The sequence below is a fragment of the Vibrio sp. 1401 genome (assembly GCF_033340295.1).
This window is the reverse complement of the sequence record NZ_JAWOWF010000034.1, coordinates 1-14,304: the sequence shown is the minus strand read 5'-3', so window position 1 is coordinate 14,304 and position 14,304 is coordinate 1. Positions and strand designations below refer to the sequence as shown.

11 protein-coding genes are annotated in these 14,304 nt (G+C 41.5%); 8 read left to right on the top strand and 3 right to left on the bottom strand.

Annotated elements, in window-relative coordinates; all coding sequences use genetic code 11:
* Positions 1–91 precede the first annotated feature (91 nt).
* The gene (locus R7Z77_RS16500) at positions 92–2,230 is read right to left on the bottom strand and encodes a TonB-dependent hemoglobin/transferrin/lactoferrin family receptor (protein WP_064354781.1); all 2,139 of its coding nucleotides are present in this window, start codon (positions 2,228–2,230) and stop codon (positions 92–94) included.
* A 231-nt stretch (positions 2,231–2,461) separates the two neighbouring features.
* Between R7Z77_RS16500 and R7Z77_RS16495 the strand changes: the two genes are divergently transcribed.
* Positions 2,462–3,349 carry a LysR family transcriptional regulator gene (locus tag R7Z77_RS16495; RefSeq protein ID WP_017634152.1) on the top strand — a complete coding sequence of 296 codons (888 nt, stop codon included), beginning with the start codon at positions 2,462–2,464 and terminating at the stop codon, positions 3,347–3,349.
* Positions 3,350–3,426: 77 nt separating this feature from the next.
* Here the strand turns inward: R7Z77_RS16495 and R7Z77_RS16490 are convergent, their stop codons facing one another.
* Complete coding sequence (locus R7Z77_RS16490; RefSeq protein WP_085569030.1) at positions 3,427–6,060, bottom strand: bifunctional acetate--CoA ligase family protein/GNAT family N-acetyltransferase; 2,634 nt, start codon at positions 6,058–6,060, stop codon at positions 3,427–3,429.
* Positions 6,061–6,296: 236 nt separating this feature from the next.
* Here R7Z77_RS16490 and R7Z77_RS16485 point away from each other — a divergent pair, with 236 nt between their 5' ends.
* From R7Z77_RS16485 to yciH, 4 genes are all read left to right on the top strand, one after another.
* Positions 6,297–6,866 carry an SPOR domain-containing protein gene (locus tag R7Z77_RS16485; RefSeq protein WP_005390018.1) on the top strand — a complete coding sequence of 190 codons (570 nt, stop codon included), beginning with the start codon at positions 6,297–6,299 and terminating at the stop codon, positions 6,864–6,866.
* 149 nt (positions 6,867–7,015) lie between these two features.
* The gene (locus R7Z77_RS16480) at positions 7,016–8,005 is read left to right on the top strand and encodes a D-alanine--D-alanine ligase (RefSeq protein ID WP_033907069.1); all 990 of its coding nucleotides are present in this window, start codon (positions 7,016–7,018) and stop codon (positions 8,003–8,005) included.
* Between the two features lie 128 nt (positions 8,006–8,133).
* Positions 8,134–8,520: a DUF3319 domain-containing protein gene (locus R7Z77_RS16475; protein WP_005376294.1), complete on the top strand. Its 387-nt coding sequence runs from the start codon at positions 8,134–8,136 to the stop codon at positions 8,518–8,520.
* A gap of 1 nt (position 8,521) precedes the next feature.
* Entirely contained in the window at positions 8,522–8,833 is a 312-nt protein-coding gene (gene yciH / locus R7Z77_RS16470) for a stress response translation initiation inhibitor YciH (RefSeq protein WP_005376292.1), read from the top strand.
* A gap of 535 nt (positions 8,834–9,368) precedes the next feature.
* On the opposite strand, the gene R7Z77_RS16465 is transcribed toward yciH, so the two are convergent.
* Positions 9,369–10,556: a hypothetical protein gene (locus R7Z77_RS16465; RefSeq protein WP_405543207.1), complete on the bottom strand. Its 1,188-nt coding sequence runs from the start codon at positions 10,554–10,556 to the stop codon at positions 9,369–9,371.
* A 180-nt stretch (positions 10,557–10,736) separates the two neighbouring features.
* On the opposite strand from R7Z77_RS16465, the gene R7Z77_RS16460 reads away from it, so the two are divergent.
* The 3 genes from R7Z77_RS16460 to R7Z77_RS16450 all read left to right on the top strand — a co-directional run bounded on the left by R7Z77_RS16460 (position 10,737) and on the right by R7Z77_RS16450 (position 14,098).
* Positions 10,737–11,963 (top strand): chromosome partitioning protein ParB, encoded by a 1,227-nt coding sequence (locus R7Z77_RS16460; protein WP_225452542.1) that lies wholly within the window; start codon positions 10,737–10,739, stop codon positions 11,961–11,963.
* Positions 11,964–12,295: 332 nt separating this feature from the next.
* On the top strand, positions 12,296–12,484 hold the full coding sequence (locus R7Z77_RS16455; protein ID WP_029808445.1) for a hypothetical protein: 189 nt from the start codon (positions 12,296–12,298) through the stop codon (positions 12,482–12,484).
* A 366-nt stretch (positions 12,485–12,850) separates the two neighbouring features.
* Positions 12,851–14,098 (top strand): hypothetical protein, encoded by a 1,248-nt coding sequence (locus R7Z77_RS16450; RefSeq protein WP_203514219.1) that lies wholly within the window; start codon positions 12,851–12,853, stop codon positions 14,096–14,098.
* Positions 14,099–14,304 lie beyond the last annotated feature (206 nt).

Sequence of the window (14,304 nt, the reverse complement as noted above, 5' to 3'; positions counted from 1 at the left end):
GTAAACTTTCATTTTTCATACTTTTCTTTACATTTTTGAAATGAAAGCCATAAAAAAGCCAGCATTACGCTGGCTTTTGTGTTTTTAAGGTTTAGAACTCGTATTTAACACTAATGTTGTAATTACGCTCAGCTTGCGTTTTGTCTCGACTTAACTCAGTCTTACCGCGAACATCGTTCCAAAGATGGTATTCTTCATTCGTTAGATTCATAACACCAGCACGAATGGTTATATCTTTCATTGGTTTGTAGTACGCCGTTAAGTCAACGACTGTCGCAGACGGCAAAGCAACTTGGTCTTTGATTCCGCCTTTATCACCATCAGAGTTGATATCACTGTTCGATTTCTTAGCCGTGTAGTTTACTTTTAGGCTTGTCCCCCAAAGTGCATTTGGTGAATCGTAATTTACAGCAGCTACGGCATTCCATGGGTTTACACTGTTCAAAGGATTACCATCACCATCTTCACCTTCTGTGTATGCTGCAACAAAGCGAGTTGTCACGCCTGATGGAAGACCAGCAATGGCATGCCAATCAAGACGGTTAGAGAGCTCAACCCCTTTAATGTTTGCTTCACTAATATTGATATTTGTGAATTCAGTTAAACCACCATTGTTTGATGACGTTTGCTCAATAAAGTCACTGTAATCACTGTAGTAGAACGCTACTTCAGTTGCAGACGCTGCAGTGTTATGACGGTAACCAAGCTCATAAGACAAACTCTTTTCAGATCCCAAATTTGGGTTAGGGCGATTGGTATAGCCATGAGCCGGATTATCGTAGGTGTAGTAAAGCTCGTCGAACGATGGCGCTCGGAACCCTTGGCTCACTTGCGCGAAGATCGTGCCAGGTTTCGATACAGAGTAAGTTGCTCCTAAACGACCAGTTAATGCAGAGTCGCTAAACTTCTCGAATGACTCTTCAGAAGTATTTGAAGGATTAGTAGAGAAGTAATCGTAACGCACACCTGGAGTCAGAATTAGCTTGTCATTAAGAAGCGAAATTTCATCTTGCAAGAATAAACCAAAGCTTTCTTCTTTTGCATCCGGTGTGTAAACGTAAACAGTATCTGGCGTGCCAGGATCGGAATTAAACTCGCGATTGGTATTACTGATGTCACTATGTTTGTACGATATTCCGTAAACAATATAGTGATTTTGAATCTCTTTATCTAACTGAGTTTCGAATTCAAATTTGTCTTCAGTATATTCGTAATCTTTTTTCTGTTGGTTGTCACCACTAGGCGGTACGTAAGGTGGGTAACCAGGGCTAGCTTCGATAAAGCGATTAGAGACGCCGTTTTCTTCTTTACCAATCCATGTAAGCTTGGACGTGATCGTATCCGAGATAGCTGCATCTGCAAACCAAATGTGCTTGAGCCCAATGCGATTTTGCTTGGTTGTGTCTTCAGCGTTGAAGTTTTTGTAACTTTTATGTGCGATCTCTGAGTCAGTCTCGTTGTAAATAACTTCTCCCAAAAACTCCAAGCGATGAGCGTCATTCAATTGAGATTGAAGTTTTACCAATAGATCGTTTTTGTAATAATCTTGGTTGTCCACAGAATAGTTATCGTAAGGCGCCTTAGAGAAATTTTGTAGCTCTGCACCATCACGGCGTGTAAAGGCTACAAGTGCTTCTGTACTACCGAAACGCTTTGCTAAAGCTACATGCTCACTAAAAGAGTTATCTTCCGATGAATAAGAGAGTTTAGCTTGACCACCAAAGTCTTTGCCATCTTTGAGGAAATCCTTCGGATCTTTTGTTTCGAATGCGACAACACCGCCAATTGCATCACTACCATGTAGGCTAGAAGCTGCTCCTTTAACAATTTCGACACTCTTTAGCATATCGGGGTCGACAGTAACGGCACTAGAATTGATAAACGAATATGGTCCACCGCTGAATACACCTGGTTGAGATGCACCGTCTACTAAGATTTTAACTCGTTTACCTTCCATCCCGCGAATGTTAATACTTTGGACGCCTTGGCGTTGAGTGCCATTAACAGTAACACCTGGCGTATACTCGAATAGATCATTCAAGTCCTTTACCATGTTTTCTTCGATGTCTTTCTCTGATACAACAGCAACAGAAGCAGCAACAGTGTTTATGGTTTGGTTGGTACGGGTGGCCGACACAACGACTTCTTCAAACTTAGAAGCTTCTTCCGCATAAGCAGTATGGGAAAGGGCAACTAAAATGGAGGCTGACAAAATTGATTTTTTATACATTGGCTTCAATACCTTAGATCCATAATAGGTAACAACACGCGGATATTAATGGATCTAAATGGTAATTACTATCATTACCATTGTCATTTATTGATTTGTATTGAATCTTCTTCTTAGGCTATTAGCATTCCTAGTCTTTAGTTATCAATATGTTATATAATTTGTCGTTAGTTCTTGATAAGTTCATCCAAATACAACGAATGTGATAAATGTCACATTAAGAGAGGCCATGTGCAGAGTCCAATTACGTTAGAAGCACTCCATATTCTAGATGCTATTGATCGAAGAGGGAGTTTTGCTGCTGCTGCGAATGAGTTAGACAGAGCCCCGTCATCGCTGAGCTATCAAATCCAGAAACTCGAGCAAGATTTAGACATTATTATCTTCGATCGCTCTGGTCACAAAGCCCATTTTACTGAAGCAGGTAAGCTTATTCTTGAAAGAGGAAGAGCCATTTTACAAGCCAGTGAAAAGTTAGTGAACGATGCAACGTTATTGGCGAATGGTTGGGAACTGGATATTACCATTGCCTTTGATGGCATTATTCCTATATCCAATTTTTTCCCGATGGTTGATGCGTTGGCCGAGGTCAGCTCAACTCGAGTCAGGCTGCAAGAGGAGATTCTGGCTGGTAGCTGGGAGTCTTTGAATACGGGGAGAGCTGATTTACTGATTTGCCCATCACTGGATACGCTTCCTCAAGAAGTTAAGTCAGAAAAAATTGGTAAAATGAGTATGTATTGGGTAGCTTCCGCTGATCACTATGTTCACAAGCGTAGTGGTAAGTTTGATGAAGCAGCGCGAGAAAAGTATCGGATTATTGCTATTGCAGATACCGCACGTGAGCAACCCGCGCTCTCAATTAATATCATTCAAAAACAACCTCGCTTGACCGTCACCAACTTTACGGCAAAAGTAGAAGCGCTAACTGCAGGTTTAGGCATTGGTACATTACCAAGCCAAATTGCACAACCTCTTATTGATAGTGGTGTATTGAAACGAATCGAAGGCACTGAAGAACAGCCGATGGATATTATTTTGGCATGGCGCCGGAACACTATGGGTGAAGCAAAATCCTGGTGTATTCAGTACTTAAAAAAGAATTGGAAACTAAAGTAACAACGTAACTTTTACTTCTTAGATTCCCATTGATTATCGAATGTAAGAAGTAAAAGTCATCGCTAATGCTGCGCTTTTCAATTTAAAGGGAGCACCATATCTGCCGTACCGTCTGCAAACTGGACATCGATCTCAAACCCCAAGTTCTGAGCCAACATCAACATTCCTCTGTTTGTTGGCATGGTCATTCCAGACATTTGCTTTGTGCCTTTAATTTTGCAATAGCTGATTATTTTCTGCATCAGCACTTTGCCTAAACCTTTTCCTTTCAAATCTGAACGAACCAAAATAGCAAACTCAGCGTCACTATTGTCTGGTGTAATCAATGCGCGGGCTACCCCTATGATAGACGGTCCGTCAGTATTAAACGCTACCGCAACAAACGCCATTTCGCGGTCGTAGTCGATTTGAGTAAAGTTTGCCAAAGCCTCATGGTTGAACTCTCCAACTTCAGAAAAGAAACGTTTATAGAGATCTTCTTTCGATACGCTATTAATGAATTGAGCATGCAGCGGCTCATCCTCAGGCAAGATAGGGCGAAGCAGGATAGGTTGGCCATCTCGAAGCGTTACAGTTTCGACAAACTCTGCCGGGAAAGGGCGAATCGCTAGCCGTTTTTGGGCGTCTCCTTCGTATTTACACAGTGTGACATCTGCATCAAGGATAGTTAAATCGCTTCCGGACACTAGCACTGGATGGATATCCAGTTTTTGTATTTCTGGTAACTCAACTGCCATTTGGGAGATACGAACCAAGAACTTCGACAACTCAGTAATATCGAGCGCATCTTTGTGTTTCTGCAGGCGAATCTTTCCAGACTTTAGGGCAACAACGACAAGGTAGCGCGCAAGCGTCATGTTCAAAGGAGGAAGTGCAGCGACGGCATCTTGGGCGATATTCCACTCAGAGCCGCCTTGACCAAGCAAGATCACTGGTCCAAAGACTTTATCTACTGCAATACTAATCCGTAGCTCTTCAGCGCTGCCGAGCTTTGCCATCCCTTGTACCAACAGCCCATGTACATTGGCGGAAGGGTAGCTGAGCTTTACGGTATCTAAAATGGATAGCGCTGCGTTGGAAACTTCTCGACTGTTTCTTAAATTTAGAGCGACACCGTGAACATCCGATTTATGAGGAATGTCTGGAGAACGCAATTTAACCGCAACAGGATATCCAATATTTTCTGCCATATGAACGGCTTCAATGTCGTCAGATGCAATCCACGTAGGCAAAACGTTAAACCCGAACAGCTTAAATAATGGGCTGGTTTGATGCGTATCCAAGGTAACTGTGTTTTTATCCAGTAGTCGTTCGTTTACCCATTCTTTTGCTGAACTCACACTTCCAGAATGTAATGGCTCTGCCGTCGTTGGCGTTTCCATTAGTTGTTTCTGGTTTCGTCTGTATTCGACCAAGTGCATGTATGCTACAACCGCACTTTCAGGTGTTCTATAGGTTGGAATGCCTGCTTGAGTAAAGGCCAGTCGCGCTTCTCTCGACGTTTGTTCTCCTGACCAGTTGGTCAAGATATTAAAATGCTTATGCCGAGGGTGAGATTTGATGGCATTAATAACGACTTGAGCAGTTTCAAGAGGATCAGAAACAGCAGAAGGACTATGCATAATCAATATCGCATCTGCACAGTCGTTATTCATCAGTGCGTTAATGGTATCAATATAGCGTTTTTGGGTTGCGTCACCAGACAGATCAATTGGATTTCGAGCACGCCAGTTGGATGGAAGTACTGCTTGTAATTGCTCAATGGAAGCGTCATCAAGCGTTGCGAGTTGGCCACCACGTTCAATCAAAGTATCAACGGACATAACAGCAGGGCCGCCGCCATTGGTGATGATCGCTAAACGCTCTCCACGAAGTGGCACAGAATGCGTGAGTGTTTCTACCGCGGCAAAAAGCTCATGCGTATTGCTGACTCGTAACATACCAGTTCTGCGAATAGCAGAATCGTAAATTACGTCAAGTGTATCTCCGTCTTGCTGCTCAAAAGTATTCATCTCTTTAGAGCGGCCCGCTTTTAGCACCAATATACGTCGGTTACGTGAAGCGGCGCGCGCAGCAGACATAAATCGGCGAGCGTCTTGGATATTATCAACATAAAGCAGAATAGCTTCAGTGTTTCCATCCATACTCAAATAGTCGAGCAAATCTGCAAAATCGATATCTTGTCCGCGCCCAATCGAAATGAACGAAGAAAAACCAATGTTCTTATCATTTGCCCAGTCTAAAACCGTGGTACAAACCGCCGCGGATTGTGAGATGAAAGCAATTTTTCCGGGTTTAGCTGCAACAGGGGAAAACGTGCAGTTAAAATTGTGCCAAGGAAGGATGATACCTAAGCTGTTTGGGCCTAAGACTCGAATGTTCAATGATGAGATATCTAAAGGATTAGGGTCATCAGAGATAACAATCGCAAACGGTGTGCCTCTCTCATCTAGCTCTTTAAGCAATTGCTCGTTACGTGAAACGTTCGTACACAAAATTGCAATATCTGGCGTATAGGGCAGGGAAGCTACATCAGGGTAAGCGATCACGCCAGATACGGCTTTATATCGCGGCGTTACTGGCATAATCGCGCCACCAAATCCACTTTGTAGAAGGTTGCGCATCACAACATGTCCTGCTCGCAATGCTTTTTGAGATGCCCCAATAACGGCCACAGAGTTGGGTTTAAAGAGTTTATGTAGTTTATTCATGCTGACTCCTGGCCGTTTGTAAGTCACGTTGGCTTCTCGGTTTCATATCAATCATAAACGAATAATTTACTGATAAAACATCTTCAGACCAGACATTGCAGAAAATGTGTACGATGCTTATGGAGTTTGTGTTATTCATCACATCAAAATCACAGATTATTGTATTTGATGCTTGATAAACGGCCCTGCTATCGGCATGATTTATCGTAATATTTATCCAGAGCATTTGTTACTTCATGAAAAAAATCGCAATCATCGGCTTGTCAGTTCTGCTTTCTGCTTGTGCATCTGAAACTTACATCACGGATGTGACCTCAGAAAGTTACCGAGAGGACTACAAATCAGATCGTATCTCTAAACCAATTATGGCGTCTGAAAACGCTGTAGTAGAAAAAGACGTACAACCAACTGTTGTGAAAATGACGGCAAAGCCTGAAGAAAAGAAAGTAGTCAAGCTAACGCCAAAAGAGCAGGCGAAGCCAGTTAAGATCGTACCACCAAGTAAAAAGCAAGCTGGCATTCAACGATTCGGCTATACCATTCAAGTCGCAGCTGTGGGTAGCCAAGCTAAAGTCGATCAGTTTGCAAATAAGCTGCCACAGAACGGTCAGCCAATTTGGGAAAACTACAAAGTTGTAAACGGTACTAAGTGGTTCTCAGTTTTATACGGAGACTACGCAACAAGCGCAGAAGCCAAGCAAGCGATTTCGACTTTGCCAGCTCAATTTCAGCAGTTAAGACCATTTGTTAAAAGCATTGATGCAATCAAAAACTCAGCTTACCCAACGCTTAACAAATTAAATTAACACATCAAATAAGGGAGCGAATAGCTCCCTTATTTATTTGCTCAAATCCTATTCGAACAACATTCCTCACATTAAAATTACTGTACGTCACACTTCAAAGGTTTATCATAATAAATAGTATCTTTTGTAGGTCACGGAAAGATGGATTCATGATTAAAAATATTCTTTTACTATGCGGCGGTGGCTCTTCTGAGCACGAGATTTCATTATTGTCTGCAAACTTTGTCGAACAACAACTAAATCTTATTGAAGACGTTCACGTTACACGCGTAGAAATAAAAAACGAAGGTTGGATGACCAACCAAGGTGAGTTGGTTTACTTGGATCTCAATACCAAGCAGTTGTGCTCAAGTGAATCTAATCAAACCATTGATTTCATCGTGCCTTGTATACATGGTTTTCCTGGCGAAACAGGCGACATTCAATCTCTGTTTGAAATCGCAGGTATTCCTTATCTTGGCTGCGGGCCAGAAGCGAGTAGCAATAGTTTCAATAAAATCACATCTAAGCTTTGGTACGACGCTATTGGCATACCCAATACGCCATACTTATTCTTAACGCGAAACGATGAAGAAGCTCACGTTCAAGCTCATAAAGCCTTTGAAAAGTGGGGAAAAGTTTTTGTTAAAGCCGCTCGCCAAGGTTCTTCCGTTGGCTGTTACAGTGTCACAGAAAAAGACAAGCTTTCTAATGCAGTAAATGATGCTTTTGGGTTTTCTGACCAAGTGTTGGTTGAGAAAGCAGTAAAACCTCGAGAACTTGAAGTTGCTGCATATGAGATGAATGGCCAACTACATATCACTAAGCCAGGCGAGGTCATCGCGCCTGATGGTGCTTTTTACTCGTACGATGAAAAGTACAGCAGTTCAAGTCACTCGCTCACAGAAGTTGAGGCGAAGAATCTAACTCAAATACAATTAGATTCCATCCAACACGCGTCAGAGACGGTATTTAAACAAATGAATCTTCGTCATTTATCTCGTATCGACTTTTTCCTAACGGAAGATGATGAGATTTACTTAAACGAAGTAAACACATTTCCAGGAATGACTCCGATCTCAATGTTCCCTAAAATGCTTCAAAACAACGGGCACAAATTTCATGAGTTCTTGGAAGATTGTATAAACAGTGCAAAGTGATTAACGTTATCGAGACGCGTTTTATGATACAAGTTGTTTTCTAGAGCAAGGATTATTCAAGCCGTATTTGAATATTGCTCAGTAGCAATTATGATTATATCAACGCATTAAACAGATGACTCAGTGGTATGGCGATTTCAAATTATAGAGGTTTTAACCTGCAGTCAGTCGGATCAGATGGCAGTGTTTGGAAGGTTAAAATCAAGAACCACGTTTTACAGGGCAGTTTGACGGCGGTAAAGAAAAGCATTGATTGGTGGTGTGACACCGCATCGATTATTGATCCCAAAGAGTTTGCTTCACTCGGACAAAGAGTGCAGCAAACTGGTGTTGCAAAATCAGAGGTCTTTAACGGCTATACTATTCAAAACGATACAGGCCAACCTAACTCTTGGTACTGTATGTTTAATGGTAAACTGATTAAGGGCAGTAAAGCCGCTATTCAACGCCATATCGAAGCTTATTTGGTTGCAAAGCAAAAAGCGATGCAAGCTCAACAACAAAAGAAACAATAGAATGACTCTGGTATATTCAACAGAAACCGGTCGAATTAAACCGGAAGAAGAAAAAGTATCTCGCCCTAAAGGCGATGGTGTTGTTCGGATTCAGCGCCAAACGAAAGGCCGTAAAGGTAAAGGCGTATGCATTGTTACAGGTTTAGACTTGGATGATGCACCTTTAAAGTTATTAGCGGCAGAACTCAAAAAAGTCTGTGGCTGTGGTGGCTCTGTAAAAGATGGCAATATCGAGATTCAAGGTGATGCTAGAGACAAGATCAAGGCACATCTTGAAAAGAAAGGCATGACAGTCAAATTAGCCGGTGGCTAATTTAATATTTCCAGTAAACAAAAATGGCGTCTAAAGAAATAGACGCCATTTTTTATAAGTTGCTAATTGAAGAGCAAGCAATCGTAGATTGATAGATCGATATTAGCTATTTTATGGTAAATCAGAATACTGTTAAATAAACTTATTTATGAACCTAACGAAAACCACATAATTTTTACTTATGAAGTTATCGTAGACTCATCATAATAAATTGGCAAGTACGTGATCTGGTTGGTAAGTGGTTGATTTAAGCATAGTCATGAACCTAACCATAAACCCAGACTATTTAACAAATCTACGAAACTTACCTTGTACATGGGTAGATCACACGTAAATTTTCATTAAATAACAGTAGGTTACACTTGATTTGCATGAAGTGATAATAAATTCGGTACATGTACTAGATTAATTCTATGGTAAATTGAGTAAAATATACTTGGCTAGTACATGTACTCTTTGTCAGAGTACATAAAAGTTTGAAACTTACTCAATTCACCAACAAAAAGGGAATAGCGGCAATAAAGAAAGTGCGAAACTAACCTCTGGATAATTCTAAGCTAGCCGCATCCCTGATCACTTTCAAAAAGTACTCCTGTAAACCCAACCTAAACTGGCGTGTAGAGTTGGCGGCATTTTTATAAATACGCCCCTGTGCATCCAGCTCCATCACAGGGCAGTTTTCCCAGTGCTTAGCCTGCTTACTGTAGTCAAGGTTACCCAGTTCTCTTCCTGCATTTTCAAGTACGTCAGGTGACATATCATCCGTCACAAGTTGATGAATAACTAAGCCTAATGCTTGCCAAACCTGAGGAGATAGTTGATATCCTGAGCGATTATTGACGAACGATTCTTTCAAAGGCTTCAGCCATCCTCTCATGAATGCTGAGATGTTATTCATATAACCACATGCAAGTATCGATGTTAAACTCTCTCCCGATTCTAATGTTATGTCTTTAGGCATCTTGCTGTACTCTTGAGTGCCAGCTCCGGCTACCGCACCAACGAGCAACTTAAACAGAACATATTGGGTGGTAATAGTACTCTCAGACACCTTTACATGTTTAGCATCAAAGTTGACACCACCATAAGACTCGATATCTGTGTCTTTGATTAACTGAAAAATGAATGGACTTAATGGGAAGTCACTGTCACCAGACAAGCTATTACCTTCACTAACATGAGGCAGATTTAGAGCCGTGTCGAAGAGCGCACTTTTTTTAAATAAGTGAACGACATCAGCGGTATTCAACCCTTTCTCATCATCAAAAATAACTCGAACTTCAACTTCTTCCATTGCTAATCGCTGCCGAGCTAAGCTTTTTTGATTAATTTCTTTCGCACTTAACCTTGAGCTAAACAAGAAAGTCTTAATTCCCAACGTCCTGCAAATAGCCACGAATGTCAGCACGTTACCGACAATATGGGTACTGCTGGAATTGAAAGCCAAAGATGACAGGCTACGAGAAGTCCCATCCAAGACAGGCTTCCCCTCAATAGCAAACGTGATAGAAAGTGGTGCAAAAACTTCACCTTTGACCACACGCTCCTCAAGCTCGGCTTGAATAGCTTTTACTTTATCTAAGTTTGTCGCATTGGTTGCTGCATCAATGATCCACTTCAATTCCGATCTAACATTCTCGGCGGAAAAATAGGCATCAATTGCAACCATCGGCATAGTTGTTATGAGGGTTTTACAAGTTTTGCCCTTAGTCGAAAGCAACATGCCAGATATTTTTTGTTCTATGGCTTTCAATTCTTTATGTCCAACATTGTGTTTATCTCAGTTTAATTTACAAATAAAATTTGATCCGACATGCATGTCGGATCAATAATATTCAGTGAGTACTACCTAATTAGTACTTTTGCGCACTATGTTGCCACAGACCGACCAAAGGATAAAAACATGACAGAATTACGTATCGGGGATACCGATGAAGTCTCAAATGCAGATCTAGAGCACTCGATTGTAAACAGCTTAGTGAGTCACTTTGACGAAAGTGAACGGACAAGCTATCTAGCCAGTTCAACCAGTCTGCTAAAAAACTCGACCGAAACACTTTCCCCCACTCAGTTAGAAGAGATTTTCAAAGAGAACGCTAAGTACTACGCTGGGGTAAAGGCTGTACAAACGACTCTTAAACACATCACCATTTTCATTAGCCCTCAGTTGGCAAGAGATATGTTGAAGTTTTCGAGTCGAGGAACAGTAAACAAAAAAAATAAAAATAGGCGGCTTAGTAAACCCAAAGTAAAAAAGTATTCAGAAGCTATGAGAAGGGGCGAGTGGTGTCTAACTGGTGAGCCAATCATCATTTCTTATGAAGGTGAAATCCTGAACGGCCACCATAGACTAGAGGCAGCCTGTGAGGCTTGTGTGGGGTTTATAGCGCCTATTACTTATGGTGTTACTGACGACCTGAGCTTTGCCCATATCGATGTGGGAAATATACGCTCAAGATCGCAAGTATTGGAGATGGCAGGAGTTCAGGTTAGTGCTTCAGTCCTTTCTCGCGTTGCCATGCTCGCTAAAGCGTTTGACATGACTAGAAATCCATTCGCCTTTCGTGGGACGCAAGGAACATCGTTCCAACCCGCAGAAATACTGGCATATGTGGAAGAGCATAATGAACTAGCACTTTCGGTTCATTTCATCTCAGAAGTATTTAAAAAACATCGACTTGAAAGCCAAGCATCTGAAACAATCTATGCGTTCGCACACTACTTAATCAAAAAACAACTATCTGTTTGCGAGTATAAAGAGTTACCTCTTTGTCCCGAAACATATCTAACTCGTGTAATCTCTTCATTAGGACTTAGCTCTGAGGAAGATATCGAATATCAGGTTAGGAATTACCTTCAGTCAATTGTTCACGAATCGACATCTTATTCTCTTCTTTGCAAACTATCTGCGATCTTTAAAGGATGGAACTCGCACCTCGGTCTTACGATTGCTGGCAACAAGATCGCCGTACGTCGAGTTGCTCGCTATAAAAAAGATGAAAGTGGGAACAAAATTCCTCTTACCGCTGCTGGTAATATTAATGAGCCATTTACAGTCCCATGCGTACCCAAAGGCCCTACGCCAAAACGAATTCAGAAACAAAGTAATGTACAACAAATAAAACAATAAAGATTGTAAGGCAGGTATACGACATTAGCCTGCCTTCTGTAAGGAAAGCTTATGGAAGAACTTATCCACGAACTGAGTCTTTTGGATAACAACGCTTTGCATTTGTTTACGATTGACAATGTAAGGTTACAAGGGGATTTTGCCGAGTTTATTTTAACTATTCAAACGTCATCCCAGCTTTTGATCCGATGGAGTATTACATGTAAGCACTGCCTTAAGGTTCACATTGATCACACTAACTTAGCCAGAGAGGTGACAATCAAATATGACATATTCATCGTTGGCAGTAGCTACTTAGCAGGGTCACACTTTGAGGCCACTAGGTTAACTACATGACTCCGGAAGACATACTGCACATAATACAAGATGAGATGGGTGAAAAGGTAATCGCATCAGTCACGCTAAGTGATGCCGGAAACCTTATAGTCCAGTACGGCGATAAGGTTGTGGTTTACAAAACTGCCACCTCGGCAAGACCTGCATCTGAGCTGTTAAAAATAGTGGCTGATTTCATTAACTGATTTCCCCGTCCAACCATGAGAAAAGCCATCTAAGATACTTGGGCTTAGACTTGACCAATAAATAGTTGGCAAGCTTAATAACGTTTTCTAGTGTAGTGACTCATACACAATCTTACACGTACGCTGGTTAACCACGACAAGACCGCACTGTCAGCCTGAAGGTATAAACTCACAATTGGGACAATTGTGAGTTACATAGGTTGTTAAATTAACTCAGTTAGAATTAGGTGATGTATTGAATAAGCGGCTCGCCACGACGGACTTTCTAGTAGTGTGGATGATGTGCAACGCAACCATACTAACTCTGTTGGTTATCACGGGTTTCATAGGGTAAGCTAGTACATAACCTACTGACTGAGAGTATTTATGGACACAATAAAGAGCAAAGCTAAAAGGCAACCTCCATACAATTCCATTTGGTTTTGGGTGTTGCCATCTTTCACTCTAATTGCAGTGTTTACATTGGTCTCTATGGCTCAAAATGTCTCTGGCTTCTCTGAGGGGCTAAAAAATACATTAGAAACCTATCAGTTACCGCTGGCTCTTGTTGTTTTTTGTGTTACGACATTAATTCAATGGTTGATAGCTCACAACTCAAATAAGCCATCCGAATTAGAGGAGCAGCAAGTAATAAATAGACACCTTAGAGACGAGTATGCTGCTAGTGAGCGTCTTTTAATTAAGCAGTTTGGTAAAATTTCCTCTGACCGTGCATTCACTTTTATTTCAACAGATGACTTGCCAGCAATTCACTCAAAGGTGTATGCGGAAGACCGTCTAATTCAACGTGGTAAACTAAGAGTCTGTGATGAAGCAATACGAGCCATTGACTACTACTTTCGGAATACCGAAAGGGTATTAGAAGAAGCTCTAAACCTATTACAAAAAGAAGAAGCCAAAGAAACGCCGAACAGACACATCAAAGAAAGTGTGATCATCCAGCTAATTCAGTATTTAAATCAATGCGCACTAACACTTCATTATGAAACAGGGATGAGGGTGATTAATTTGGATCGCTCAGACATTAATGCCTACCGAGGTGCTTTTTTTGAAACCCTCCATCTAACAAGCTTTTTAGGTGGAGAGTTAGCCCCCATAGTGAATCGAGTGGTTGACACCCCATCAACTGAAAAATCCAACTCACAAGAGGATATACAGAACATGTTTGTTGCTGCCCATGAAATAGCGGAGAGTTTAGTGACCAGTAGTGAAGGGGCTACATTTGGTGGCCTGTATAGAAGCATCCAGCTAAGGTCGATCATCAAACAAGCGCAGGGTTCTCCTTTATACCTATTAGCTTGTCAGGTTATTCAAGATATTGTTCTTGAACCACTACTAGACGAAAGCGATAAAATAGGCGCAGTGGAGGTTGATGACAACTATCCAAAATATGACATTTACAACCAAGCTGGAGAGAAGAAGCTAACTCTCGGTTACAAAGAGGTAGATGAGAACACTCTGACCCTCATCCTGAGCGGTGAAGGTGAGAACATAAAAACAACTGTAAGGTTTGTCGATTCGGAAAAGAAAAGGTTCGAGGTAGATAGGGATATGGGGGGACGCTTTACCCTTGAGTGTAAAAAAGCTATTAACAGGCACTTAGTTATTGAATAGCTATCGACTTGACGGACTGTACTGGCTGAGCGAATTTGGCCGTATAGCTAGAGCTTTGGCATAAGGAAAAATAAGTCAAATACAAAAATGAACGCCGTACAGAAAAACTGACCTAAAACATTTTGGGGCGTGCGACGTGAAGTCGTATGAAGCGCTGTTCACCGCTTAATGTGTGAACCATCTGTATCACCAGATGAACCTAGGAC